This window comes from Pseudoalteromonas sp. ABV4_021, from assembly GCF_056159365.1.
This window is the reverse complement of record NZ_JBSWVB010000002.1, coordinates 1,367,653-1,392,096: the sequence shown is the minus strand read 5'-3', so window position 1 is coordinate 1,392,096 and position 24,444 is coordinate 1,367,653. Positions and strand designations below refer to the sequence as shown.

Sequence of the window (24,444 nt, the reverse complement as noted above, 5' to 3'; positions counted from 1 at the left end):
ACCTTAAACACATATTCATTTGGGCAGCGATAGCGGCTTTTATACCGCTTGGTGTCGTTTAGGTGCGGTACAGCACTTTAATAATATGCCAACCAAATTTAGTTTTAACTAATTGTGGGGTGAGCACTTCGCAAGAGAAACACACTTTATCAAATTGAGGCACCATGGTGCCACGTTTAAACTCTCCTAGATCACCACCCTTTTTACCTGATGGACAATTCGAATACTTCTTAGCTAAGGTTTGAAACTTCGCCCCTTTTTTTAACTGCTTGAGAATATCTTCCGCTTGCTCTTTATGTTTTACCAAAATGTGTAGAGCATGTGCTGTACTTGCCATTATGCTTAATTCTCACTTTTAATATTACTGTGCTATTGATAGCGTAATAATACACGAATACTGGCAAAAATAAGAAGCAATGGCACTATGCCCTACATAGCTCCCTTGTCCGTATCAGCTTTTTAAACACTCGATTTACGCAAATCTATTACAATTAATTATCAAACTGTGACACTTTGACCTAAGCTCAAATAATGTGGACAAAAGGGCGAGATTTATGGATATAAAGCGAGCAAAACTAACGCGAAGCTATGCAGTTTTGACCTACCTGTTTCTACTAACAGTTAACGGCTTCTCAAGCTTTGCTATCGCCAACTCTCTTTCTATTTCTGTTGGTTGGAACAAACCACCTTATGTGATTGAAGAAAGAAACTCTGGCTTTGAACTCGATATGGTTTCAGCAATATTCGCTAATATGGGGTATTCAGTAAGCTATGTTTATGTGCCATTTGGTCGCTCAAACACACTTATTAAAGTAAAAAAAGTAGACGCCGCATTAACAATGAACGTGCACATGGATATAAAAGGCTTAGTACTTAGCGAGCCCTATATTTCATATCAGAATGCTGCCATCAGTTTGAAAGGGCGCAGTATTGAAATCGATTCAATTTCAGATTTAAAAAATCATACGATTGTTGCGTTTCAAAACGCATCGGTGGTTCTTGGTGATGAGTATCGAAAAGCCGCCAAAAAAAGCCCACTGTATTTAGAATTACCCAATCAACGTAAGCAAGTTGAAATGCTATTAAAAGGCAAAGTCGATTTTGTCGTTATGGACATTAATATTTTTAACTACTTGAGCAATGAGCTACTTGGCGGTTCACATATGGCTAATGTAGTCATTCATCGATTATTTCCAAAAACGACCTATCACATTGCGTTTACCGATAAAAAACTGATGCTTGCCTTCAATCGGGCAATGAGCGTTTATAAACAAACAAAAGAATACGATAATCTCGTCGCAAAATACGAGTTTTTGTATTAAAGCACCGATCGTTATTCTAATCTCTCGACACAACTAGCTCGGAGCAATCAAACACACAACATGATTTATTATACTAGCTGAATGTGTTCACTGTTCGCCGTAATTAACGGGGCAATCTCATCCTTCACAACTTCTAATACCTGACTTCTTAACCAGCTATGTACGTCATCTCGTTGCTGACGCATATGCCAAGTCATGGAAATAGGCGCTGGCGGTAAAGTAAATGGTAATGGCTTGATAATTAATGAGCCTTGCGCTATTTCATTGACAATCAATGGTAAAGGAATAGTTGTGATTAGATTGGTATGCGCTAATATTTTCGCCATATTAGCGCAGTGATTTACTGTCATTGCAACACGACGACTATGACCCAATTGCGCCAAAACCATATCCACCGCCCCTTTAGCATCTCCTGATAAGGACATTAATAGATGTTCAGACAAACAATAATCAGCTAACGTGAGCTGCCTTTTGGCTAATGGATGTTGTGGATGCATGGCACAAACAAAGTGATTATTAAACAATAATTGACTGTGAATTTGATCATGAGAGCCCTCAAAATAATCGAGCACCATATCCACTTCGGCATCGAGCAATAACTTTTCACCGTTTACCCGATAAGGCACCGCGTGCAAGTTAAGTAAAGGCGCATCTTGCTCAATGCGTTTTCGTAATGGCAACCAAAATAAATCGGTCATCCAATCTGTACTGGCAATACGAATTGTTCTGGCTACTTGGCGAAGATCGGTTTTCGTTACTTGATAGGCATGACGGATATCAACCAGTGGTTGCCTCACTTTTTGCCATATCGATTCGGCAAAAGGCGTTGGCTTAATACCCCGGCCGTCTTTTACAAAAACAGGGTCTTGCCATACATGACGCATTCTAGAAATAGCGTTAGAAACAGATGGTTGTGTCATAGCAAGGCGATGAGATGCTTTAGTCACCGAGCGTTCTTGCATAATCACATCAAAAATTACCATTAAATTTAAATCATTTAACGCCACTGCAAATTTCCTTATCTCACTATTTCTGCTCACTCAGCAAATACATTGATTTAAACAATGCATTCTATACAAACCATCAATTAGACCATATCAATAATATCGGTAAAGATACAGCTATCAAAAAAAGAAAACCAATACAAAATAAGGAAGTAGCAAACATGCAAGCAGCATACATTGAACAATACGGCAATGAAGATAACTTAACTTTAGGCCGCAAACCTATACCCGAAATTCTTGATAATCAGGTATTGATAAAAGTACATGCCAGTGCTGTAAACCCGGTTGATTGGATGGTACGTAACGGTGTTTTTAAAGAGCATAATGTACATACATTACCATTAATTTTAGGGTGGGATGCCGCTGGCGAGATCGCCCAAATAGGCAGCGCAGTAACACATTTTGCACTTGGACAAGCGGTTTATGCTTACACGCCAATTGTAAAACAAGGCGCCTACGCCCAATATATCGCCGTAGACGCGAACTTAGTTGCGAGTAAACCTCGCACACTCAACTTTGAACAATCTGCAGCTGTGCCCTTAGCAGCAACAACTGCTTGGCAAGCATTAACCAAAGCAGGCAAATTGAACGCCGGCGATAAAATTTTGATTCACAACGCCAGTGGTGGGGTTGGTATGTTCGCTGTACAAATAGCAAAAGCATTGGGTGCCTATGTAATTGGCACAGCATCAAAGGCGAGCGAGCCTTTTGTACAATCTTTAGGCGTTGATGAATTTATTGATTATCAGCAACACGATTTCACCGAAAAAGTCTCAGAGTTGGATTTTGTATTGGTCGCAGTAGGCGGTGATAATATCGTCGAACGCTCACTTAATGTCGTTAAAAAAGAGGGTTACTTAATTTCATTGCTCGATGAAATTTCGGATTCATTAGCTAAATCACATCAGGTTAATTACCACCGATTGTGGGTAACTCCCGATCGCGATGATTTAAACGCGATTGCAAAACTAATCGATAGCGGCGATGTAAAAGTAATTATTGACTCAAGTTATCCACTTTCAGATATAAAACTTGCACACCAACGTAGCCAGAGTAAGCGAGCCAAAGGAAAAATTGTGGTGCGCATACCCCACGACAAATAAAGCGTCAATCGTTACCTAGTTTTCAATGGGCTGCTGATTTGAGCGTTACTCAATTTTTTCAAACAGTAAACCTATTGGACCGACAATAGGTGATAGTTAAATCATATTACTCTCTTACACAACACACCCACATTATTATTTTTAATACCTGACATAACCTTTAAACTCTAACCAAGGCATAAATAGTGTTCCCCATAAATTTATGCAGTTATCATGTATTTTTTGCGGTCTAAAATGCGATTTTACGCTAAAATAAGCGTAATTTATTTCATTTAGGTTCTACATATGTCTATCCATGTCATTACTCACCCATTGGTTCAACACAAACTTGGCCTTATGCGCGAACAAGGTATTAGTACAAAAAGTTTTCGTGAGCTAGCGTCTGAAGTAGGTACTTTGCTCACATACGAAGCAACAAAAAATTTACCACTTGAAAATGTGCAAATCACGGGCTGGGATGGTTCTGATCTCAATGTAGAACACATTAAAGGCAAAAAAATTACTGTAGTGCCAATTCTACGCGCAGGTCTTGGTATGATGGATGGCGTAATGCAATTACTTCCATCCGCCAAAGTAAGTGTTGTTGGTCTTCAACGTAATGAAGAAACCTTAGAGCCAGTCCCTTATTTTGAAAAGCTCGTGGGCAAAATTGATGAACGTTTAAGCCTTGTTATCGACCCAATGTTAGCAACAGGTGGCTCAATGATTGCCACTATCGACATGCTAAAAAAAGCAGGCTGTAAAGATATTAAAGTGATTGTATTGGTTGCTGCACCTGAAGGCGTAGAAAAAACCCTTGGAGCACATCCTGATATTGAGATTTTCACCGCCTCACTAGACAGCCATTTAAACGAAAAAGGATATATTATTCCTGGCCTTGGAGATGCCGGTGACAAAATTTTTGGTACCGTTTAAGGCCTTCCCGTGGAAAATCATAAAACATTTTCGTTAAAAACCATTTTAACCGGTGCACAAATGTTGTTCGTGGCGTTTGGTGCTTTGGTATTAGTACCTTTGCTTACGGGCTTAGACCCAAATGTTGCATTGTTTACAGCAGGTATCGGTACGTTGCTGTTTCATCTTGTGACGAAAGGCCAGGTCCCTATATTTTTAGCATCGTCATTTGCGTTTATCGCACCTATCATCGCATCGGTTCAGATGTGGGGGGTGCCCGCTACAATGAGCGGCTTAATGGTGGCGGGGTTTTGCTATTTTGCACTGAGTATCATTGTAAAACTTAAGGGTGTAAATGCGCTGCATAAAGTATTGCCACCCGTCGTGGTTGGCCCAGTAATTATGGTAATTGGCTTAGCACTCGCGCCTGTCGCAGTGAACATGGCTATGGGCAAGTCAGGTGATGGCAGTGCGCAGCTAGTGCCTTATGATCAGGCATTGTGGGTTTCTGGTTTGTCGTTACTAGTGACATTAATATTTGCTGTGTGGGGTAAAGGCGTATTTAAACTTGTGCCTATTTTAGCAGGCGTTATCACAGGGTACCTTGTGTCACTGTTTTTAGGCATTGTTGAATTTGCTGCTGTAAGCGATGCTAAATGGTTTGCAATACCAGCATTCACCTACCCTGAGTTTAAATGGCAAGCTATTTTGTTTATGGTGCCAGTAGCCATTGCTCCAGCCATTGAACACATCGGTGACATGATGGCGATTAGCCAAGTAACAGGTAAAGACTATTTGAAAAAGCCAGGGCTGCACCGCACACTACTGGGCGATGGCTTAGCCACTTCCGCTGCATCCATATTTGGCGGTCCACCTAATACAACCTATTCAGAAGTAACTGGTGCCGTTATGCTTACTCGTAACTTTAACCCACGCGTGATGTTATGGACCGCAGTTATAGCTATTGTGTTAGCATTTGTGGCAAAAATGGGCGCGAGTTTACAGACAATTCCTGTGCCTGTGATGGGGGGAATTATGATCTTATTATTTGGTTCAATTGCGGTAGTAGGATTAAATACCTTGATGAAGTCCGGCGAAGATATAACCGCACCACGAAACCTCACGATTATTGCGCTAATTTTAGTCTTCGGAATTGGTGGTATGCACATTGGTGGTGATGAATTCAGCCTACAGGGTGTTAGCTTATGCGCCATTTTAGGCATTATTTTAAATGCGGTACTTCCACAAGCTCCACAGCAAACAGACTAACTTTATACACCTCAATTTTTAAAAAGCGCATTTTCATATGCGCTTTTTTATTTTTAAGCCGAACTGTAAGCTTGAACCTTATCCTGATCCTTAAAAACACATTAAATTATCTTAACGTTATTGCTATCTATCATTATTTCGTGCAATTAACCGTCAACACCCTAGCCAAATAAAATAGCGTAATAACGCCCGATACGCTGCAAAATCTTTACTACTTAAGGTTACTCTAATCGTGACCCCCTTACACTTCAACAAGCTCGTTTGGTATACCTATTGAACTCAGCGACGCGACACTTTGGAATATTTATCAAAAACCGACCGTACGCGTAAGTATCAGTTCCGCAAGCCGGTAGTGTGACTACAAATAACGTAGCAAAAAGGAGAAAAATTAGTCCATACACCCACTAACAAATAAAACAGCAATTAATGACAATTGTCATCCTACATTAGTGACATTTGGCAGCTGTGCCGTGCGTCGGCATTTGCCACAATAAGTACATCAACCAAACAAGGAAGACATTATGAACAACATCATTAAACATTTTATTGAATACAGCTTAAGACATCTACCACTGCTAATCGGGTTAACATTAATAAATCTCGTTACTGCACCAAATCATTTATGGGTGCTGTGGGTAGCATTATTTACGTTTATCGGATTTTTTAATGAGGTGAGTTTTACAGGTAAAAATAGGGCTAGCAAGCACCGCGATAATGATACTTGGTAAGCGAATTCGCTTTACCAAGTATCACCACTTAAAAACTCTCTATAGAAAATATGGTTTTATCGCGTATGCAGTGCAATTCCCATCATAATTACGAGAGTGAAAAGAAAGGTTACAAACGTCAACACAAGGGCAAAAAAAGATGCAATACCATTATGATGCGCTCTGCCATAAAAACCGCGACAAGAGAGCCAACCAAATAATAAGTTAACGGATTAGTAAAAATAACCCGTTGCCCTTCTACATGACGTTTTGCAACGGAACCCAGCGATTTAAAATGTTGAAAGAACGTGTAAAAAAAGCCCTTATCGAGGTTAAGCCATTGCGATGGAATGTCTATCAACAGCATTTTTAATGATAACCGCTCTGAGCGATAGCGTTGCCCGCATGAAGGGCAAAATTTATTTTCTATAGGCGTATCGCAATTCGCACAAGCGCTTAAATGCGTTGAAACTTGATTTGCGTTATGTCCTAAATCCACAGTAATAGCCTTATTCTTTTTTATTAGAACGTTACCTAAGCGACTAATAAATTACAAATAAGTATTTAATGTACGCTTGATTGAATGAAAGTAGCAAATTGCTTGAATACGAGACGATTTATAAAAGTTTTCTGCGCTTTACTGTTAACGTTTTATCTTTAAATACTTTCCTTCGGAAAAAATTCCAATAAGCTGTAATAAACAGCATCTTTAATCCACTAACTAAAGAAAATACAAAACGGAACAAGGTGAATGGAAGCGATTTTTATCAGCAATCGATACTGCCCTATGCGGGAATCATCATCAAAATATGTCGGGCATACACACATAGCCAAGAAGATTTTGATGACTATTACCAAGAGGTCTGCCTACAAATATGGCGAAGCAAAGACATAAAACGCAGCCTATTGACTGCATTTTATGCCTAAGTTTCAAAACATTAGCTATAGATAGATTTGCACTACGCCAATAAAGCGTAAAAGCACATGATAAATTGGAGTTACGTTTTACCCTGCCTTACGTTTAACACGATGCTACTTTTTCACTAATGTGTGATTTAAGCCCGCTCTTGTCCTTTCTAACTACTCTGGCTTGGCCAGTTTGCCGTTTTTAAGTAGTTCTTGATATAACCCCTCAAGCGCTTCAGGAATTTTATCGTGAAGCTTTGGTTTTGCTTTCAGTAATTCAATTAACGCTTGTTCTGCACCATATTTGTCATCTTCTTCAAGTTTTGCTAAAACAATGTTGAACTCAGAACGTGGTTCTGCGCCTTTTAAATTCGGTATTGCAGGCGGTGGCGCTGGAACAGATCGCGCTTTTTGTTCTGGGGCTACGCGTTCAACTCTTGAGCCCGTTACTTCTATTCTTTCTAACTGCACGTCATCTGCTAATAATTCCATCATTTCAACTTGCTGTTCACGTTTGGCTGTTTTCTTGGCGTGCGGTAACGCGGGCTTACCCATTGATTCTACTGATTTTAATTCTGATTCAAAATCTGGCTCTTGATAATACTGCCAAGGTGCAAACACAGCGATAGCAACCATTACTGCTGCGATACCTGAATAATGCCACCAGCGGTTTGGGTTTGTGATAACAGGCTGCTCTTCGCTAATTGCATCGGATGCGTGGGCTAAAATGACCTCATCAAGGGCTTTTGGCGGCAGCTCGTCATTATCTTGTTGATAAAGTTTAATGATCTCTTCATCGTTGAATTGCTTACTCATACCTACTTTTCGCCTCCTGATTCAGATTCGCCTACTTTACGCTTTAAACATTCGCGAAGTTGTGACATGGCATAACGTAATCGGGTTTTAACTGTTTCGGGTTTTGCCTCAACAATATCGCATACTTGGCTTGGCTCAAATCCTGCCTCGTGACGCAGCAAAAACGCTTCGCGTTGTTGCGGCACAAGTAATTCAACACAGTGTTTTATCGCCTGCTGTAAATACTTATTATGCAAGGTGTTTTCTTGATTCCCTTGATTTGATGCAATAGGAATGTGATCGCTTTCCCCTTGTTCGTCATTCACCAAAGACAAATGTTCCCCGCGCGCCATTAACTTTCGGAGTTCATCAATCAATAAGTTATGCGCGATGCGATAAAGCCAAGTGCTAAATTTAGCCTCAACTTTATAACGGGTGCGATTATCAATTACCCTAAGCCACACCTCTTGAAATAATTCTTGTGCTTTACTGTGATGATTTGTGCCTAATTGGCGACACACATAACGATACAAGGGCCCTTTATGACGGGCGTAAAGGGCACAAAAGGCAGCTTGATCACCTTTTCCATAATCAAGCATAAGTGCCTCGTCCGTATCCATGTGTAGTTCAATTTTTTGAGTCATATAGGCTATGGTGATTCAGCTATAAAGCACTGGCAAGTTCAACCAAGTTAACAAATTCACCGCGATAGTTAAATGGGTCATCTCCCCTATTTGCTCGTGCAATTATGGCGATATCGTGGTAATTCATACTGCCTAAGTACTGACTCTGCTTTAATTTTTGCGCAAATGCCGCGACTGAGGTCGCAAATTTAAAGTCTTGGCTTGCGCTATTAAAATCATGTAAGACATGTTGTTTATTAACTACTTGGCTAATGAGTTTGCTTTGTGCATCGCCCGGAAGCTTATAACGTATTTTTACCTGCAATAGTTCATCATTGCTACTTACCACTTGTTTTTGTTGATAACGTAAATCATCAACTTGCCCTTTGTTACCAGCGAGCGTCAATTCATACAACGCCGTCACGGTATGACCTGCGCCAATTTCGCCTGCATCGACATTATCGTTATTAAAGTCTTCATCTTTCAGGAAACGATTTTGATAGCCAATCAAGCGGTACTCTTTAACATGTGCAGGGTTAAATTCGAGCTGAATTTTGACATCATTAGCAATACTTTGCAGTGTGCCGCTCATTTGCCTTAAAAGTACTTTTTTCGCCTCGTGCAGGGTATCAATATAGGCGTGATTGCCATCACCAATATTTGCTAATTGTTCCATCATGGCATCGTTGTAGTTACCGCGGCCAAAGCCAAGTGTGGTCAACGAAATGCCCTGTTTTCGCTTGTCAGCAATCATCTCTTTGAGTACACCAATATTAGTTGTGCCTACATTAAAGTCACCATCAGTGGCTAAAATTATGCGGTTCACTCCACCTTTAATAAAGGCTTTTTTCGCGGCTTGGTAAGCCATTTTGATACCACTTTCGCCATGTGTACCGCCACCTGCTTGTAGTTTTTGCAGCGCATCGATAATAGTTTGCTTTTCATTGCCTTTAGTGGGGCTAAGTACTAACTGTGTATTGCCTGCATAGGTCACCAAACTCACCGTATCGCTTGTCGATAACTGCTTAACCATCATGGTTAAGCTTTGCACCAGTAAAGGCAGCTTGTTTTTATCATGCATCGAACCCGATACATCCACTAAAAACACCAAATTAGAAGGTTTGCGTTCACTCACGGGTAAATCATAACCTTGCAAACCAATACGCAAAATACGGCGCTCATCACTCCAAGGCGCTGGTGCTAATTCAGTATAAGTAGCAAACGGCTGTGATTTATCTTCTGGTACGCGGTAGTTGTAGTCAAAATAATTAATAAAGGCTTCTTCGCGTACGGCATCTTGTGGTGGCTTTTGCCCCATACTTAAATAACTACGCACATTGGCGTAACTTCCGGTATCAACATCAACCGAAAACGTAGAAAGCGGTGAGGTTGCAGCTTGAAATACCCCATTACTATCACTTGGCAGATAGTTGTCTTGGTTTTGAGGCTGCGTAAAATATTCGGGTGGTGGCGGTGGTGCTATGCGCTTTCTCATTGCAGGTGTTGCCATTAAGACTTGTGGCTGACTGGCCTTCATGTACTCCACAACTCCCCCATCAGTTTGCACATCAGCCAATCGACTACCTGTCACAGTAATCTTTTCAACCTCCGCAACCTCTTTATTTTCTATAGTAGTTTGGGCTTGTTTTTCATTTTCAGGCTGCTTTGCAACTATTGTTTCCGACTCTTGATTCGAACAACCATAAATCAATAATGTACCGATAGTTAACGCGATGAAGGTTTTTTTTGTTTTCATAGTCTGTCTCTTTTATAGATGGTTTAAAGCTATAAACGGACGACGACAAGTTTGGGGGTGAATTATTTTTTAGGTTTTTTTGTGAGGCCGCTCCTGAGCGCTATCAGCAAACGGTTCTTTTCAATATCCCAATTTCCAAATCGCGTAACGAGCTAAAATTTAAGTCTGCTCACATTTAACATTCGCGTTTATAAAAACGATCACTCTATAAAAGTTGGATCAGTGCGCTACCCCAGTGAGTGCGCCGCAATCTTTATCAGCTGAATAATGAAATTCATCATCCCATGGAATGAGGCGACGCATCTTATTTTGCCCTGTTCGATTAGCAAACGCTCTCTCCAACGTGTTGAAATAGAGGAGTTTGGGGTTTCTAAAGTGTGGAAAATTAGTCTGTAACACTCTGGTACACATGCTAATATTTACAAAGTCTAAGATAATTTTTTTGCCAATATCTTCATCTAAATGTGAGAATCTATTTTGTTCAACATCAATCACTAATTGCAAGGTTGGCGCGGCTGCTAAACTAAAGGTGATAAGCTCTGGTGAGTCAAATTTTTCATAAACAATTCGCTCATAATCATCTCGAATGCCGTTTGCGTTTTGGTCAACGCCATCTAACGTTTTATAGTCGTCAGGATGTACAGGTGGTAACTTTGGATCAACATAAAAAAGATCACGTATGCGCTGCCAACTATTATTAGTCTTAGGTTCGTGATTTTCATTCCAATAACGGGCAAGAAAATAATCTGTACCAGATTTAACTAAATCGCCTCCCTGGTAAACCTTAGCTGGTTGCCATTTTTCTATAACTGAGTTTTGCACCCAAATCCACCCATCCCAATTAATAGTATTTTTAACTGGTTCGATGCCTTTGATCCAGTGCATTGCAACAAATAGATTTTCATTATGAGAAACCACATCACCTGCAATATAAACTGAGCTTGCATTCCATGGATTATGTTTGGGCTGAATGGTAGCTAAATCAATGTTTTCCTTATCAGAAGCTAACCGCAGTAGATTCGTAGCGTAAGTGTGAGTACAAAAAAACAAACACGCTAAAAGCAGTATTCTAACCATTTCAAGTTCCTTTTGAATTAAATGTTAGTACTTCTTAACTCAAGTTCATTTTCTTATTTAAAGCAAATATAAAATGACATAATTATTACAACTCTTTGTTAATAATTGAAATTACTTACTCAAGAATAAAACAAAGACATTTTAAAGATGCGACAAGAGGATTTACCCATCACCCCTTTTTAGTAACAGCTCTTCATTTCATAAAAAATTAGCCTCAGATACGAGGCTAATTTAAAACGTGAATTGCGATTAGAAACTATATCTCACGCCGACATTCCAGCTTAATGGTTCGCCACGAACAACGGTCGGGCTCCATGTAGCAATTGCTCCGTAGTAATCTTTATCAAGCGCGTTATCGATATTAAAATTAACAGTTAAATCGTCTGTTACATCATAACGCGCCATCACATTGACTAGAGTTACATCAGACTGTTCTATTCGATATGGAGTGGTAATTGAAGAACCATTACTATCAAACTGCCCCGTTGGACGGCCATGTTCTACATAGTATTTACTTTTATAATTGATACCTAAACCAATTGTTAATCCATCCACTAACTCGCTAAAATCATAAGTGGAATATACGTTAAATAACACTTTAGGTATTTCAGTATTAATACGCTCGCCGTCGTTATCTTCTGTTTGTGTATAAGAAACACCACTGTAAAGATTCCAACCATCGCTAATGGCACCTGAAACTTCCGCTTCAAAACCACTGGTTTCGTCACCATCACCACGTACTCGGTAAGGAGTGTTACCCTGCGCAGTTTGGTAATTTTGATCAAATCGCGGATCGCGCTCCGCAACACCATTTTCAATGATTCTAAATAGTGCACTTGAGAAATTCAGGGCACCTTCAAGTAATTCAGCTTTTAAGCCAATCTCATAACTTTGGCCTGTAACTGCGTCTAACAAGTTGTCATTTGCGTCATAAACGCGTTGCGGACGAAATGCATCGGTGTAGCTGGTGTAAATACTAAAATCTTCATTAAGGTCGTAAACTAAACCAGCATAAGGCGTAATTTCATTATCGATTTCACGATTGTCGCGTTGCTTTAAAAATTGGTTAGTAAGTGGATCATAGCTATCTGAGGTGTAACGCCAATTAGTTGTTCTTAAGCCTGTAATAAGTTTAAAGTCGTCATGCAGATTGACGCGCGTTGCGGCAAAGAAGCCACTTGTATCTGTGGTGTTAACATAACTTCGCCCTAAACGCTTAAAGTCATAACGCGGTAGTTTTCCATCCCATGTAAACCAATTTGGATTATCGGGAATACTGGATGCATTTGAGCTTTGTGTACCAAAACCTACAGATTCTCGGTCGTTCATACTGTAACCAATAATCACTTCATGAGTGCGACCGAATAAATCAACAGGGCCTTGTAGCGTAAAATCAAATGTGACCTGCTCATCTTCACCACCTGGCATTACCCAATTGGCACCAAATGTGCCTGAGCCATCAGGATTCAAGAAATCGTCGTACCAAAGAAACATTAAATGGCCGCCTTCCATATCAATGGTATTGTAGGTGGCCATTGCATTAAGTAACCAGCCGCTTTCAAAGGAATGATCGATACTCGCAAACGCAGTATGCTCCGTTAAAGGCCAAGCACTCCAAGTTGCCGACATACCAGTTTTACCTGGGCCTACTTTTACTTTACTACCATCATTAAAGAAATAAGGTTGATTATGCGAGTTCATCGCACCCCGTTGGGATGTATCGGCATATTCATAGCCGATACGTAATAGGGTGTAGTCAGTTAAATCTGCCTCGGCAGTCACATAAAGCGACGTTTTCTCTTGGCCATAACGTTCAATGTATGAATCTTTATCATTATAGGCTGCGGCGACACGACCTCGAATACGACCATCGCTGGTAAGTGGTGTTGAAATGTCTGTTTCAACGCGATAGTGATCCCAACGTCCTAGCGACGCTGCTACACTGCCTTGAAACTCTTTGCTCGTAGCACGCTTACGTACAATATTTACTGTCGCCGTTGGCTCGCCTTCACCTGTCATAAGGCCATTCGCACCACGTAATATTTCTACGCGCTCGTACGCAACTGAATCGCCATCAACATCAGGACGGCGTCCACCACCAAACTGTTGTACACCGTCAATTTGAATACGATTTACTTCGCCGCCTCTAATATTGTATGAGGGGCGATCTAAACTACCTGTACTTGTTGCATGAAAGCCTGTTGAATGCTGTAAAATGTCGGTAATGTTAACTGCTTGCCAATCTTGTAATTGCTGATTAGTAATGACCGATACTGATTGTGGCGTTTCTCGCAAACTTAATACAAATTTGGTCGCAGATTTTGTAGCCGGATCCGAGTAACTGTTTGCGGTGTTGCCGTAAACGTAAATTCGCTCCAGCTCTTGGACGCGATCCGCCTCATTTTCTAGTTCAATTGAAGCGTTATCGCCACTGTCTTCTTGACTGCTGTCTGCTATTTCGTGTTGTTGAGCCAAAGCGTTAAACGAAATACTTTGAGAGATTATGAGTGCGAGTGTTGTTAACTTAAATGCTGGGATTGAAAGCTTAACGCTTTTTAGGGGATTCATTCTATTCCTTTTAAATAAATGTGTGATTGGATTTGCTCTCATGCAATAACCAATCAACATAACAGAAATGAAAACACCTATCATTACCATTAAGATTGCAGCGTAACTTTTGTCACCCCTAAAATTGTAACTGAATGTTTCAAGCGTGAACCATGTTAATTTTTATAGGTTAAGTTTATGTTTTTGAATCGTTTGTCGAAGTATTCAAAGGATTAATCATATTTTTTAAACAATAAAAACATATCCATTAAATAAAATAGTTCGGGTGTCTTTGTTATTTGTTTACGAGGAACCGACGACGAGTTAGCGCGATTTGGACCACCACTAAAGTGTCTATCAGGAAATAAGACAGCAAATAAAATTTTAAAGCTGAATAATGGAAGTTGGAGAGGATCAATAAATTAAACTATTGATCCACAATATGGGTTACAGTGTTATTAGCAATAAACGGGCGTTAATCGACAATAACATGTGGCAAGTAACGGCTCATATCCTGTGTAATTGCGCTGTCATCTTCTCGAATTGAAATCCCGGCGGCTTGGTCGTCCACCAGCCAGCTGCCAATAAGTGTGTGGTTTTGGCCGAATTTCGGTAGCGCATGCTTGGCTTGAAAGATAAACCCCTCTTCACCATAAGGGCCATCTGAACCTGATGAGCCGCTGATAGGATTGCCTCGACTATCAACAAATGAAATATTAGCGCCTTCGCGAGAGAAAATTGGTTTTTTAACCAACACATCACATTCTTGCGCTAAGTGCAGTTCATCATCAAAAAATGCAGGTAATAAATTGGGGTGATTTGGGAACAAGCGCCATAACATTGGCAACAATGCTTTATTAGATAAAATCGCTTTCCATGGCGGTTCCATCCAGCGCATGTTTTGTTTGCCTAACAGGTTGCCAAACTCTTCTTGAAACATAAATTCCCAAGGGTACAGTTTAAACATCCAGTCGATAACCTGATCATCTGAATCTGTGAAGCGGTTATCTGCATCTACACCTATTTCTTCGATGTAAACGAATTTGGTATTTAATCCGGCGGCGATTGCGCAATCTTCCATGTACTGCACTGTGCCGCGATCTTCTTCTGAATCTTTACAGCACGCAAAGTGTAAAGTCCTGTCGGGCGTTAAATATTCGACTTCTTTAAAACGATTTACGAGCTTTTCTTGCAGCGAGTTAAATTGGTCTGCTTTTTTTACAATTACGCCATTATCAACGTTATCAGCTAACCATAACCACTGCCAAAAAGCGGTTTCGTAGACTGATGTTGGGGTATCTGCGTTATTTTCGTATAGTTTTGCCGAACCATTGCCTGAATAAGCAAAGTCTAATCGCGAATATAAACTTGGGTCACCATTGACCCAAGATTGGCGAATAAAATCCCAGTACTGCTCGGGAATACAAAAACGCTTAAGTAGCGTTTCGTCATTAATGACCTGGCTAACAACTTCCAGACACATCTGATGTATCTCTTCAGTGGGTTTTTCCAGGTCATCTTCTATTTGCTTAAGATTAAATTGATAGTAAGCAGACTCATCCCAATAGGTTTCCCCATACATGGTGTGAAATTTAAAGCCAAATTCTTCGGCTTTTCGCTGCCAGTTTGGTCGTTGCGCTATTGGGAGTCGTAGCATATTACCCGCCCCAACCGCGAGAAGAAGACTTACCACCGCCCCAGTTAGACTTAGCAGATGCTTGAGCGCCGAACCCGCCTCGCGATATTGTGCGTGTTACCGCCGGTTTTGGTTTGGTTACAGAGCTAGGCACTTTATAGCTGCTTTTACCAGCACTACCTAAAATGGTGCCATCCGCCGTCATTATTTTTTGACGGTGTTTAGAGCCACTTTTTTGATAGGTGTATACGGGGTTATAACGGCGACGATGTTTACGCTCAAACGCATCACCTACTTCATCAATTATCTCAGCGACAATGTAACCGGTAATAAACGGCGTAAAAAACCCTGAACTAGATTGCTGACACTGACCAAAGTCAGCTTCACATAAATATTGATGCTGATAACGCGGTCCGGTGCGTTCAGCTTCTGCCAACGCTTCTTGGTAAGCAGCTTGACATTGTTCAACCGATAATTCAGTTTGGCCAACACAATCATCAACCGATGACACTACTTTTACACGTTCCTGTGGTTCACCTGAACAACCTGCAAGCGCCGCGGCAACACCAACTGTAAGTGGTGCTAGGCTGAATTTTCGTGCTTGTTTTCGCAGCAATGATAAGTCAATATGTCTGGTCTTTTTCATCATGACCTCCCTATTAATATGTCATGCTTGCAGCGTTTAATAAGCCTACGGCAATATTGGTCGACGCGAGAATAACACCAGCACTGATTTCGTTATCTTCGATACGTTTAACGATTTTTGGCATAAAGGCAAAACGAACAATTGCAAACGCCAGCAATTGAGCAATCAGCGCAATACCGCCCCAAATTGCAAAATCTAAAATGCCACCTGAATTACTTACTGCGCCAGCGAGTGCCAAAGCAAAACCCACTACCGCACCGCCAAAGCCAATTGCAGCCGCTGCATTTTTATCTTCTTTGATGAGTTTCCATTCATCGTGTGGCGTTACAAAAGCAAACAGTATTTTGAACACAAAAAGTAATACCAAGCTTATGCCAAACGACATTGCAAAATTAGTGACACCGGCGATCAGATCATAACCGTTTTCCATTATTGGACTCCTTTATCCATGTATTGTTATTTGAGAAGAGCTTAATGTTATGCCAGTGCTAATTACCAAACACCTTGAAAGATTGCCTGACGATTCAAGCGATTCTTCTGCTGAGAGAAATAGCGACTCGGTTGTGCCATCGCTTAATTCACGTTCGAACAGCATGGTGAATTGGTCTGTTTCACTGGATTGAGATTTACCATCGAAGGTTTTTTCGGCCATATGAACAGGGTTGTGATAATCGCCCATTGAGGTCCATACGCGATTGTATTCATGCCCATCCAATGTATATGTGGGCGTGCCAATTTGTTGGTTAAGTAGTTTTTCCCACTGCGCTTGGTTTTGAATATCCAAGGTATCAAAGTAGTAAAACAACTTCACATCAACCACATTCTCGGCTGTTGGCTGGCCTTCACAAATTACTTGAAGCCACGCTTCATCATCTGTGTAAAACCTAAAAAGGTATGTGCCGTCCATATCGACTTTGCCAACGGCCTGAATAATCTGTGTCGCGGCAAAATCACCAATTACGAGCTCATCAAGTATCAGCTTAATCGCGAGTTTATCTATTTCAAAACTTGCTCCGAGTCGCAAGCCCATTATTTCTGGCGTTGCGATGGTGGCTTTTGGTTTGTCTTTTTTGAAGAAATTGAACATCAATGTTCCTTAACTTTGCTTCATAGGTTGCTAACGTTACATGTGGGCTAACCGGTTGTCTACAGTGATGTTGACTGTTTAAAAACTAAAAAAGAGATAACTAAGTTATCTCTTTTTAAATTGGTTACTCACTAACCTGCATTTTTCTTCGCTAGCAGCTGTGCAAGTTTGTCCTGACCCGATGTTTGACCACCCGGTGTTACACCTGCTGCTTTTAATTTTTCGTCAAGACTGCTGCCAGATTCGTCAGCCGCGCGCTCTTCAGCCGCTTCTAATTCAGCTGCTCGCATCGCTTGCTTTTGCTTAACACGTTCAAGGCTATCTAGTGCAGTTTTAACTTTACTGTTAGCACCAACATGATGGGTAGATGCTGCTGCTTGCGCTTTTTGCACTGATTCAGTCGCTTTTACCTGATCGATTTGCTGCTCCATGCGTCGTACATTTGTTTTCGCTTTAGCAATGTTATCTTTCAGGGTTTTCTCTGACTTTTCGAAACCGTCAAGAATCGATTGTTCCGTTGCAATTTGGCTTTCTAAATCAGCAACGCGCTCTGCACATTCTACCGCAAGCTCCATATTGCCTGATTCACTTGCAGACACGGCATGCTCTGAATATTTATCGATATCTGCCTGAAACGCAGTAACCTTGTTCGAGGTTAATTTACGCTTTGCCATGATGCTAGTTAGGCTTTGATCTGAACGTCTTAACTCTTCTTTCGCTTCGCGAAGTTCTTGCTCTAAAATTCGGATGGCTTGCGTATCTGCGGCCGCTTCAAGCCCTTCATTTGTTGCGCCTACTAGCGCAGTCCATAACTTTTTAAGACTCATGTGACTTGCTCCTAATTGATATAATCTTCATACAGTTCAAGGAATTCTGGAATATTGACAAACAAAGACTCAATTTCCTCAACAAGCACTGAATCTTTACTGTCAACAGATAACGCACCAAACGCCACGTAATATTCTTGCCCAGATATCGAACTAATACCTACAGTAGAAAGTGGAACCAACTGATGACTTTTTAAAATCAGTTCATTCAGTCCTGAAGTATCTGTAACGCTACTTACCGGAAACAACACACTTTCAGCCACTACCTGTGTTTCACCCGCATAAACAAACACATCAATTCCTTCATCGTTTGAAATGCTTACACAGTCACCTTCTTGTTCAACAACCCAATCTGGATGTGTTGAAAACACCGTTTTCAGTTGTTCGGTATTAAAAGCCATTTTGATCTCCATATTTCTATTGGTATTTAATTAATGTCACATATAACTAACACTTGCAAGTTTTATATAGCACTAATTATTATTTTGTTACACTTAAAACGTATTTGTGTTATATCAATACAGGTAACTTTTAGCATTTAATATGCCTAGCCCTGTTTGCATTCAGTATTACGCTGTTGCAATACCGGTGCGCAATATAGGCTATTTATCTAATACATTGGCGTGAATGTAAACTACTTAGGTATTTTTTATGGATAAACAAACGAGTATTCAAAATAATCTAGCCCTTGCTCCTTACGGTGAGGCGTTTTCACGCTTTTTAAGCATGAAGTTAAAACAAAAAAAAGTAACGTATCCACAGCTAGCAGAACTGCTTGAGCAAAAAGGTATTGTGCTTACACCGGGTAACTTACGCAATAAGGTTTCAAACCGACTAATGCCAACGAGCCTATTTCTTATCATTCTTGAAGTATTAAATGTAAAAGGCGACATTTTGTCAGAAATTCTTACCATGGCAAAAGAGATAGAAGACGAAGTGTAAGTGCGCTTGGTGTAGGTTGGTACAGTGCACTTCTCTATAGTGACCATTCGAACGGATTTACAAAATTCGCTTCCCTAGCAACTCATTATGCTCCCTGAAAGTTAAAGATATGGATTTTAGCAGGTTCGCGTTGGTGGAATTGTGATTTTTTATGTTGTACCTTTGACCTAAGAAATATGAAATACCCTAGATATAGAAAACCCCCAAACTAAATCAAACTAGAATGGGTGTCTTTGTTATGTTCAAACTAAATCAAACTAGATTGGGTGTTGTTATGTGTTGTCTTTATTATGTTTTGCATCAACTTGCTGCAAGCTTAACTGTAATTTTTCAAGCGTAATTGGTTTTGATAAATGCTCATTAAAGCCAATGCGAAACGCTAAATTTTTACTCTCAGTATCGGCATTTGCGGTTAATGCAAATATTGGTAAAGTATCAAATTCAGGCATTGCTCTAATTTGTTTTGTGGCTTCATAGCCATCGAGCACAGGCATTTGGCAGTCCATTAAAACCACATCATAATGCTTTTCTTGCACCGCTTTTACTGCTTGTTCTCCATTTTCAACAACATCGAAAGTCATATTTAATTTTTCAAGCATTGCTGAAATTACTTTTTGATTTACTAAATTGTCTTCAGCAACCAGTATATGCAATGTCTGTGTCGCACCGTTGCTTTCATACTCAGTTATTGCTTTTGGTTGTTGAGAATGCCGCATTTGTGCAGTAAATGTAAAAATACTACCTTGGGGATCGTTATTTCGCACTTTGATCTTACCTTTCATAAGACGACTTATTTCCCCACTAATCGCAAGGCCTAAACCAGTTCCACCAAAATTACGAGATGTTGAAGAATCTGCTTGAATAAATGGTTTAAAAATCTCTTGGTGTTTATCTTCAGCGATGCCAATACCGGTATCTGAAACACTCACACTAAGCTCTAACACATCATCATTTAATGGTGTTAGGTGAGCATTAAATGAAATGCCTCCCTGTTTAGTAAACTTTAATGCGTTACTGCATAAGTTTAACAAGATTTGTTCAATGCGAGTTTGATCGCCAAGCACATATAAGTTTGGATCAATAGTAATTTCTTGATGCCATGTTAATTGCTTTTCTTTAGCTAAAGTTGCGAACATTGTCGCTATGTCATTTAATGACTCGCAAAGTAAAAAAGGCTGCAAATCAAGCGATAAATTACCCGACTCTATTTTAGAAAAATCTAAAATATCGCTGACGATATTCAGTAACAATCGAGAAGAAGCATTAATTTGTTGAAGGTAAGATTTGATTTCGTCAATATTTTCGCTTTTTTGCGCCAATTGACCAAAGCCGATAACCGAGTTCATTGGTGTTCTTATTTCATGACTCATATTCGCAACAAACCGACTTTTAGCAAGGTTAGCTTGTTCTGCTTCATTAGTCGCTTTTTCGAGAGATTTTGTTCGTTCTTTTACTTGCTGATCAAGCTGTTGCTGCTGATTATTCATAATCAATACAAGCAGCATAATTGCCGTAACAATAATCACTAGCAGAATGTAAAGTGGGGCAAATTCTTTGTTCTGTAAATGCAATAAATTCGCCTGGTTTATGTAAAAGGTTATTGACCATGACTGCCCAAGCAGATTAATACTAATTTCTTTATAAGCATCACTATCATTTAAAGAACTCAGAGTTTGACTATTATTATAAAAAGGCTGTGGTGAGTGAGCTTCACTAACACTGATAAAAAACATTTTTTGGTCAATTGCACTGATTGCATTGCTCAATAATTCTTCAGCAAGAAAGACCCCTGTAGCCATACCGATTACTTGCACATTATCTCGCAGGGCTTGTTCAATATCAGTTGAAAATACGGGGAAAAATAACAAAAACGCAGGATGTGACTTTTCAGTTTGTACCAATTGAATAATAGGTGTTGCTTTTGGTTGGTAGTTGCTTAGAACCAAATTTAACGTTTCTTTTCGCGACGGATTCGAATATACATTAAAGCCAATTGCGCTTTCATTGCCTGAAACAGGGTGAATGTATTTAACATATACTATTGGGTCTGTCGTATTTAAGGGGGTGCCTTTAATACCCGTACTTGTTTCATAAATTTCAACTAGTTCATTACTTGCAGTGACAAGCGCGGACTGAGGAATTATTGGATTCCAAGATACCGCACGAATAACACTTGAATTTGCCGACAATTGTGTCGCTACTTGCTTAAACTCTTGTTGTGTTAAATTAGGCGCTGACTGTACAGTTTCGGCGAGTTCTTCAAGAATGGAAATGGTATTATTCAGCTCTCGATATACCTTGTTTTCGACGTGCTGAACCTCATTTTCTAACCACCCAAATGTATTTCGCTTTTCTGATTCAATAAAGACATAAGTGATTGCAATAACAGCAAAAAACAAGCAAACAATAGAGGCTAAAAGTACATTACTTGCCGTTTTTTGCTGGCCGAAGGTTTTGTTGTAACCAACCAAGCATAAAATCAATGGCGTAGCTAACAATACACCTAGAGAATCACCCAACCACCAGTACCCTACATTCGTCCAATAATTAGTGGAGTCAAAATGGGGATTAAATATACTTAATGAAAATATGCCGATATTGGCAGAGATAAGATTTACCAAAAAGCCAACGACCACAATAAATTTAACTAGGCCTTTATGTGAAAGTTTAAGCGGGTTACCGAGCCATTTTGATAGAATAAGCGCACCAATCCATGCTTGCAGACTAGCCCCTGTTGCAATCAATAAGTTCTGTAAGCCAATACTACTGACGATATCTGTAATCTGAAAGCCGGGTGTAACTGAGCAATTAAATATAAAAGAGGCAACGAGCACTGCTGGGGCAAAAACACTACCAAAAATAAAGCACCCAACTAAGCCAATGCCTGCAGGTAACCAAATTGGCATCACTTGAGATTGAAACGAAATAAACGAAAGCAGGTAACCTGAAACAATAAACGCTAAAATCAGCTTCCAAAATAACGCATCAAAAGGCTTTGGTTTGTGAGAGATATGTAAAGACTCAGAATGCATGAAGTTTTCCTAACTGGTTTACTAATAAGGTAGAAAGCATCATTGTAAAATGCAACAAAAATTCCAGTAATTACAATCAATAACCATCACTCCAAAATCTGCACCCACGAATACTAATTTAAGTTAATCTGGCTTTAATGGCGTTTGCGAATTGCTTTGGCGATTGTGTATCCATATTAAAATACAATGAAGGCTCGATAAGCTCTGCCTCCATCAGGCAAAACTCTCCATTAAATTTAACTAAATCAAGGCGCGCGTAAAGCGGCATAGTGTGTACCCTTTGAATAGCTATCATGCATTTTTTTGCAGCCTCAAGTAGCGACGCATCTGGCGTTATAGAGGTCAAACTACCGCCGTGTTCCTCTTGCACTCTAAAGTCATTTTGTTTGGGGGTTTTTAGTATGGCATGGCTATATTCACCATTAAAATAGAACAGTGAGTACTCACCACTTTTCACAACTTCTGGCACAAATGGCTGTACCATAAAGTCACGTTCTTTAAATGTGTTATTTAAACTAGCAAGGTCAACGTCTTGATTTGCTTTCAACCAAAAGGTGTTATCAGCATTGGCACTTATGCGTGGTTTAATAATAATTTCTTGGGTATTAAATGCACTAAAAAATGAGTCTATTTGCGCTTTTGTGATCTGTGTATCACCGAGTCTATTTTGCCACTTGGTGGGGATTAACCTTACACCTAATTCGTCTAATTCCTGAAGATAAATTTTGTCGATATTCCAACGAACAATATCCAGCGTATTTTGCAGCTGTGCCTTACTATTTTCTATTTGCTCTAATACAGATAAAAAGGCCTCTGGCGCATCTTGGTAATCCCAAGGGGTGCGTATAACCACCATTTCATACAGGTTCCAATCTACACCTGTATTGCGCCATGAAACAGTATCTACCGAGAAACCCAATTCATTTAAATAAGGTTCAACCAACTCATCGTAAACTTCAAACTCATCTAAACAATCCATAGATAGAAAAGCGCACTTTCTCATAATTTTCTCATGTTGACGTTTTGCTTGTACTTCCCAATATTGCATACAATTTTCAAACTGAATAGAGGTAATAACAAGTTTTATATATTAGCCAAAAGGTATGTATGCGATACTTCTTACTGATCTGTTGTTATCAGAATCTTTTTCTACATAAAATAATTAACCTCAGATCTGCATAAGTATTAAAGCCGAGTCACTTTTATACTCGGCTTTTTAGTCTGAAAGGTATAGGCAATTAATCCAGCCATTAAATTAACCATAAATGAGATGCAGCTGCGGTGCCTTGTATGGTCTATTTGAGCCATATTTTTCAGCTGGTCGAAAACCGTTTCAATGATGAAACGCTTTGATAACATCGCTCTATCCCAAGATGATATTGGCTGACGTTTCATATTACTTCGTTGACCTGTAATAAAATCAACGCCTTGCTCAGCAAGTTCCGCTTTTAAGTTTGCCGATACATAACCTTTATCAGCGTATAAACTACCTGTAACATTATCGACCATATCTGGTACAGGTTTCCTATCATCAACATTCCCAGCTGTCACTTTTACAGCTAATAAACCACCTTCATCATTCATGATGAGGTGAAGTTTAAAGCCATAAAACCAGCCCATTGTTCCTTTGCCTCGTTTGGCTTCTCCCGCGAAAACTTGGTGGCGAGGAATGCGCATGTTGTGACACACCTTGAGAGAAGTGGAGTCGATAAATGCAATGCCTGTTGGTTTATCGAATCGCTGTTTCAGATAGCTACACAAAGCAGGTAACGTAGTCTGAAGTAGCTTCAACATGCGTGTATAACTAACTAAATCAGGAAAATAATGTCGCCAATACTGACAAACAAATTTGGTGTAGTAAGTTTTAAAGTCGCGATAACCTGATTGATGAAAGGCAATTAATATAGTCATCACTTCGCTGGAGGATAGTCGAGATGGCTTAATGCGTTGCTTTTCCCCTGATTCTATTAGGTGTTTAAGCCATTGAGGTTCAAACAATAAACAAAAATCATCGACATCTACGTAAATTGCATCTAAGTTATTCATGCCCTTGCCTCGGTAATCTTATGTTTCTTGGTCGAAAGATCTGATCACCGCAAGGGCATTTAGTTCCACTTCTTATGTGCAGCTCAGGTTAATTAGCCTTTTAATTATCAAAACCAGTCAGTGAGTTTTCAAAGCACAGCGTAACTCCAACCAAACAATGATGCTTCACTTTCCTAAACGAAAAGTTAGAAAAACCATTTTTAATTTTTAATTTTTAATTTTTAA

24 protein-coding genes are annotated in these 24,444 nt (G+C 39.8%); 7 read left to right on the top strand and 17 right to left on the bottom strand.

Features of this window, described 5'->3' with window-relative positions; genetic code table 11:
• Nucleotides 1–58: 58 nt before the first annotated feature.
• Nucleotides 59–337 (bottom strand): peptidylprolyl isomerase PpiC, encoded by a 279-nt coding sequence (gene ppiC, locus ACXAFE_RS20365; RefSeq protein ID WP_010558734.1) that lies wholly within the window; start codon nt 335–337, stop codon nt 59–61.
• Nucleotides 338–554: 217 nt separating this feature from the next.
• Here ppiC and ACXAFE_RS20360 point away from each other — a divergent pair, with 217 nt between their 5' ends.
• On the top strand, nt 555–1,322 hold the full coding sequence (locus tag ACXAFE_RS20360; protein ID WP_475157236.1) for a substrate-binding periplasmic protein: 768 nt from the start codon (nt 555–557) through the stop codon (nt 1,320–1,322).
• Between the two features lie 68 nt (nt 1,323–1,390).
• On the opposite strand, the gene ACXAFE_RS20355 is transcribed toward ACXAFE_RS20360, so the two are convergent.
• The gene (locus ACXAFE_RS20355) at nt 1,391–2,329 is read right to left on the bottom strand and encodes a LysR family transcriptional regulator (protein WP_475157235.1); all 939 of its coding nucleotides are present in this window, start codon (nt 2,327–2,329) and stop codon (nt 1,391–1,393) included.
• A 158-nt stretch (nt 2,330–2,487) separates the two neighbouring features.
• On the opposite strand from ACXAFE_RS20355, the gene ACXAFE_RS20350 reads away from it, so the two are divergent.
• The 4 genes from ACXAFE_RS20350 (at nt 2,488) to ACXAFE_RS20335 (ending at nt 6,320) form a co-directional block, all read left to right on the top strand.
• On the top strand, nt 2,488–3,429 hold the full coding sequence (locus ACXAFE_RS20350; protein ID WP_475157232.1) for an NADP-dependent oxidoreductase: 942 nt from the start codon (nt 2,488–2,490) through the stop codon (nt 3,427–3,429).
• Between the two features lie 285 nt (nt 3,430–3,714).
• The gene (upp, locus tag ACXAFE_RS20345) at nt 3,715–4,344 is read left to right on the top strand and encodes a uracil phosphoribosyltransferase (RefSeq protein ID WP_475157228.1); all 630 of its coding nucleotides are present in this window, start codon (nt 3,715–3,717) and stop codon (nt 4,342–4,344) included.
• A gap of 9 nt (nt 4,345–4,353) precedes the next feature.
• Complete coding sequence (locus ACXAFE_RS20340; RefSeq protein WP_475157226.1) at nt 4,354–5,592, top strand: uracil-xanthine permease family protein; 1,239 nt, start codon at nt 4,354–4,356, stop codon at nt 5,590–5,592.
• 521 nt (nt 5,593–6,113) lie between these two features.
• Nucleotides 6,114–6,320: a 2TM domain-containing protein gene (locus ACXAFE_RS20335; protein ID WP_475157223.1), complete on the top strand. Its 207-nt coding sequence runs from the start codon at nt 6,114–6,116 to the stop codon at nt 6,318–6,320.
• 118 nt (nt 6,321–6,438) lie between these two features.
• Here ACXAFE_RS20335 and ACXAFE_RS20330 read toward each other — a convergent pair whose 3' ends face one another.
• Complete coding sequence (locus tag ACXAFE_RS20330; protein WP_475157220.1) at nt 6,439–6,798, bottom strand: DUF3667 domain-containing protein; 360 nt, start codon at nt 6,796–6,798, stop codon at nt 6,439–6,441.
• Nucleotides 6,799–7,046: 248 nt separating this feature from the next.
• Here ACXAFE_RS20330 and ACXAFE_RS20325 point away from each other — a divergent pair, with 248 nt between their 5' ends.
• Complete coding sequence (locus ACXAFE_RS20325) at nt 7,047–7,226, top strand: sigma factor (RefSeq protein WP_475157218.1); 180 nt, start codon at nt 7,047–7,049, stop codon at nt 7,224–7,226.
• Between the two features lie 153 nt (nt 7,227–7,379).
• Here ACXAFE_RS20325 and ACXAFE_RS20320 read toward each other — a convergent pair whose 3' ends face one another.
• The 11 genes from ACXAFE_RS20320 to ACXAFE_RS20270 all read right to left on the bottom strand — a co-directional run bounded on the left by ACXAFE_RS20320 (nt 7,380) and on the right by ACXAFE_RS20270 (nt 18,600).
• Entirely contained in the window at nt 7,380–8,021 is a 642-nt protein-coding gene (locus ACXAFE_RS20320; protein WP_475157216.1) for a hypothetical protein, read from the bottom strand.
• 2 nt (nt 8,022–8,023) lie between these two features.
• Nucleotides 8,024–8,620: a sigma-70 family RNA polymerase sigma factor gene (locus ACXAFE_RS20315; protein ID WP_475157214.1), complete on the bottom strand. Its 597-nt coding sequence runs from the start codon at nt 8,618–8,620 to the stop codon at nt 8,024–8,026.
• A gap of 43 nt (nt 8,621–8,663) precedes the next feature.
• Nucleotides 8,664–10,379: a vWA domain-containing protein gene (locus ACXAFE_RS20310; protein WP_475157211.1), complete on the bottom strand. Its 1,716-nt coding sequence runs from the start codon at nt 10,377–10,379 to the stop codon at nt 8,664–8,666.
• 219 nt (nt 10,380–10,598) lie between these two features.
• Nucleotides 10,599–11,456, bottom strand: coding sequence for a chitodextrinase (locus ACXAFE_RS20305; protein ID WP_475157209.1), 858 nt, complete (start codon nt 11,454–11,456; stop codon nt 10,599–10,601).
• Nucleotides 11,457–11,705: 249 nt separating this feature from the next.
• Nucleotides 11,706–14,024 carry a TonB-dependent siderophore receptor gene (locus ACXAFE_RS20300; RefSeq protein ID WP_475157207.1) on the bottom strand — a complete coding sequence of 773 codons (2,319 nt, stop codon included), beginning with the start codon at nt 14,022–14,024 and terminating at the stop codon, nt 11,706–11,708.
• A 454-nt stretch (nt 14,025–14,478) separates the two neighbouring features.
• The gene (locus ACXAFE_RS20295) at nt 14,479–15,660 is read right to left on the bottom strand and encodes a glutathionylspermidine synthase family protein (protein WP_475157204.1); all 1,182 of its coding nucleotides are present in this window, start codon (nt 15,658–15,660) and stop codon (nt 14,479–14,481) included.
• Nucleotide 15,661: 1 nt separating this feature from the next.
• Nucleotides 15,662–16,285: a DUF1190 domain-containing protein gene (locus ACXAFE_RS20290; RefSeq protein WP_475157202.1), complete on the bottom strand. Its 624-nt coding sequence runs from the start codon at nt 16,283–16,285 to the stop codon at nt 15,662–15,664.
• A gap of 13 nt (nt 16,286–16,298) precedes the next feature.
• The gene (locus tag ACXAFE_RS20285; RefSeq protein ID WP_054979597.1) at nt 16,299–16,715 is read right to left on the bottom strand and encodes a DUF350 domain-containing protein; all 417 of its coding nucleotides are present in this window, start codon (nt 16,713–16,715) and stop codon (nt 16,299–16,301) included.
• A gap of 12 nt (nt 16,716–16,727) precedes the next feature.
• Entirely contained in the window at nt 16,728–17,372 is a 645-nt protein-coding gene (locus ACXAFE_RS20280; protein WP_475157199.1) for a YjfK family protein, read from the bottom strand.
• Between the two features lie 131 nt (nt 17,373–17,503).
• Nucleotides 17,504–18,199: a PspA/IM30 family protein gene (locus ACXAFE_RS20275; protein ID WP_475157197.1), complete on the bottom strand. Its 696-nt coding sequence runs from the start codon at nt 18,197–18,199 to the stop codon at nt 17,504–17,506.
• Between the two features lie 11 nt (nt 18,200–18,210).
• Nucleotides 18,211–18,600 (bottom strand): DUF2170 family protein, encoded by a 390-nt coding sequence (locus ACXAFE_RS20270; protein WP_475157196.1) that lies wholly within the window; start codon nt 18,598–18,600, stop codon nt 18,211–18,213.
• 250 nt (nt 18,601–18,850) lie between these two features.
• Here ACXAFE_RS20270 and ACXAFE_RS20265 point away from each other — a divergent pair, with 250 nt between their 5' ends.
• Entirely contained in the window at nt 18,851–19,141 is a 291-nt protein-coding gene (locus tag ACXAFE_RS20265; protein WP_475157190.1) for a DUF6471 domain-containing protein, read from the top strand.
• A 272-nt stretch (nt 19,142–19,413) separates the two neighbouring features.
• On the opposite strand, the gene ACXAFE_RS20260 is transcribed toward ACXAFE_RS20265, so the two are convergent.
• The 3 genes from ACXAFE_RS20260 to ACXAFE_RS20250 all read right to left on the bottom strand — a co-directional run bounded on the left by ACXAFE_RS20260 (nt 19,414) and on the right by ACXAFE_RS20250 (nt 24,219).
• Entirely contained in the window at nt 19,414–22,173 is a 2,760-nt protein-coding gene (locus ACXAFE_RS20260; protein WP_475157185.1) for a CHASE domain-containing protein, read from the bottom strand.
• A gap of 118 nt (nt 22,174–22,291) precedes the next feature.
• The gene (locus tag ACXAFE_RS20255) at nt 22,292–23,221 is read right to left on the bottom strand and encodes an ATP-grasp domain-containing protein (protein WP_475157180.1); all 930 of its coding nucleotides are present in this window, start codon (nt 23,219–23,221) and stop codon (nt 22,292–22,294) included.
• 137 nt (nt 23,222–23,358) lie between these two features.
• Nucleotides 23,359–24,219: an IS982 family transposase gene (locus ACXAFE_RS20250; RefSeq protein ID WP_336436498.1), complete on the bottom strand. Its 861-nt coding sequence runs from the start codon at nt 24,217–24,219 to the stop codon at nt 23,359–23,361.
• Nucleotides 24,220–24,444: the final 225 nt, after the last annotated feature.

What these genes read in the sequence shown, in the direction of transcription:
- ppiC (WP_010558734.1), bottom strand. Translation starts at nt 337, where the DNA reads ATGGCAAGTACAGCACATGCTCTACACATTTTGGTAAAACATAAAGAG.
- ACXAFE_RS20360 (WP_475157236.1), top strand. Translation starts at nt 555, where the DNA reads ATGGATATAAAGCGAGCAAAACTAACGCGAAGCTATGCAGTTTTGACC.
- ACXAFE_RS20350 (WP_475157232.1), top strand. Translation starts at nt 2,488, where the DNA reads ATGCAAGCAGCATACATTGAACAATACGGCAATGAAGATAACTTAACT.
- upp (WP_475157228.1), top strand. Translation starts at nt 3,715, where the DNA reads ATGTCTATCCATGTCATTACTCACCCATTGGTTCAACACAAACTTGGC.
- ACXAFE_RS20335 (WP_475157223.1), top strand. Translation starts at nt 6,114, where the DNA reads ATGAACAACATCATTAAACATTTTATTGAATACAGCTTAAGACATCTA.
- ACXAFE_RS20320 (WP_475157216.1), bottom strand. Translation starts at nt 8,021, where the DNA reads ATGAGTAAGCAATTCAACGATGAAGAGATCATTAAACTTTATCAACAA.
- ACXAFE_RS20315 (WP_475157214.1), bottom strand. Translation starts at nt 8,620, where the DNA reads ATGGATACGGACGAGGCACTTATGCTTGATTATGGAAAAGGTGATCAA.
- ACXAFE_RS20310 (WP_475157211.1), bottom strand. Translation starts at nt 10,379, where the DNA reads ATGAAAACAAAAAAAACCTTCATCGCGTTAACTATCGGTACATTATTG.
- ACXAFE_RS20305 (WP_475157209.1), bottom strand. Translation starts at nt 11,456, where the DNA reads ATGGTTAGAATACTGCTTTTAGCGTGTTTGTTTTTTTGTACTCACACT.
- ACXAFE_RS20300 (WP_475157207.1), bottom strand. Translation starts at nt 14,024, where the DNA reads ATGAATCCCCTAAAAAGCGTTAAGCTTTCAATCCCAGCATTTAAGTTA.
- ACXAFE_RS20295 (WP_475157204.1), bottom strand. Translation starts at nt 15,660, where the DNA reads ATGCTACGACTCCCAATAGCGCAACGACCAAACTGGCAGCGAAAAGCC.
- ACXAFE_RS20290 (WP_475157202.1), bottom strand. Translation starts at nt 16,285, where the DNA reads ATGAAAAAGACCAGACATATTGACTTATCATTGCTGCGAAAACAAGCA.
- ACXAFE_RS20285 (WP_054979597.1), bottom strand. Translation starts at nt 16,715, where the DNA reads ATGGAAAACGGTTATGATCTGATCGCCGGTGTCACTAATTTTGCAATG.
- ACXAFE_RS20280 (WP_475157199.1), bottom strand. Translation starts at nt 17,372, where the DNA reads ATGTTCAATTTCTTCAAAAAAGACAAACCAAAAGCCACCATCGCAACG.
- ACXAFE_RS20275 (WP_475157197.1), bottom strand. Translation starts at nt 18,199, where the DNA reads ATGAGTCTTAAAAAGTTATGGACTGCGCTAGTAGGCGCAACAAATGAA.
- ACXAFE_RS20270 (WP_475157196.1), bottom strand. Translation starts at nt 18,600, where the DNA reads ATGGCTTTTAATACCGAACAACTGAAAACGGTGTTTTCAACACATCCA.
- ACXAFE_RS20265 (WP_475157190.1), top strand. Translation starts at nt 18,851, where the DNA reads ATGGATAAACAAACGAGTATTCAAAATAATCTAGCCCTTGCTCCTTAC.
- ACXAFE_RS20260 (WP_475157185.1), bottom strand. Translation starts at nt 22,173, where the DNA reads ATGCATTCTGAGTCTTTACATATCTCTCACAAACCAAAGCCTTTTGAT.
- ACXAFE_RS20255 (WP_475157180.1), bottom strand. Translation starts at nt 23,221, where the DNA reads ATGCAATATTGGGAAGTACAAGCAAAACGTCAACATGAGAAAATTATG.
- ACXAFE_RS20250 (WP_336436498.1), bottom strand. Translation starts at nt 24,219, where the DNA reads ATGAATAACTTAGATGCAATTTACGTAGATGTCGATGATTTTTGTTTA.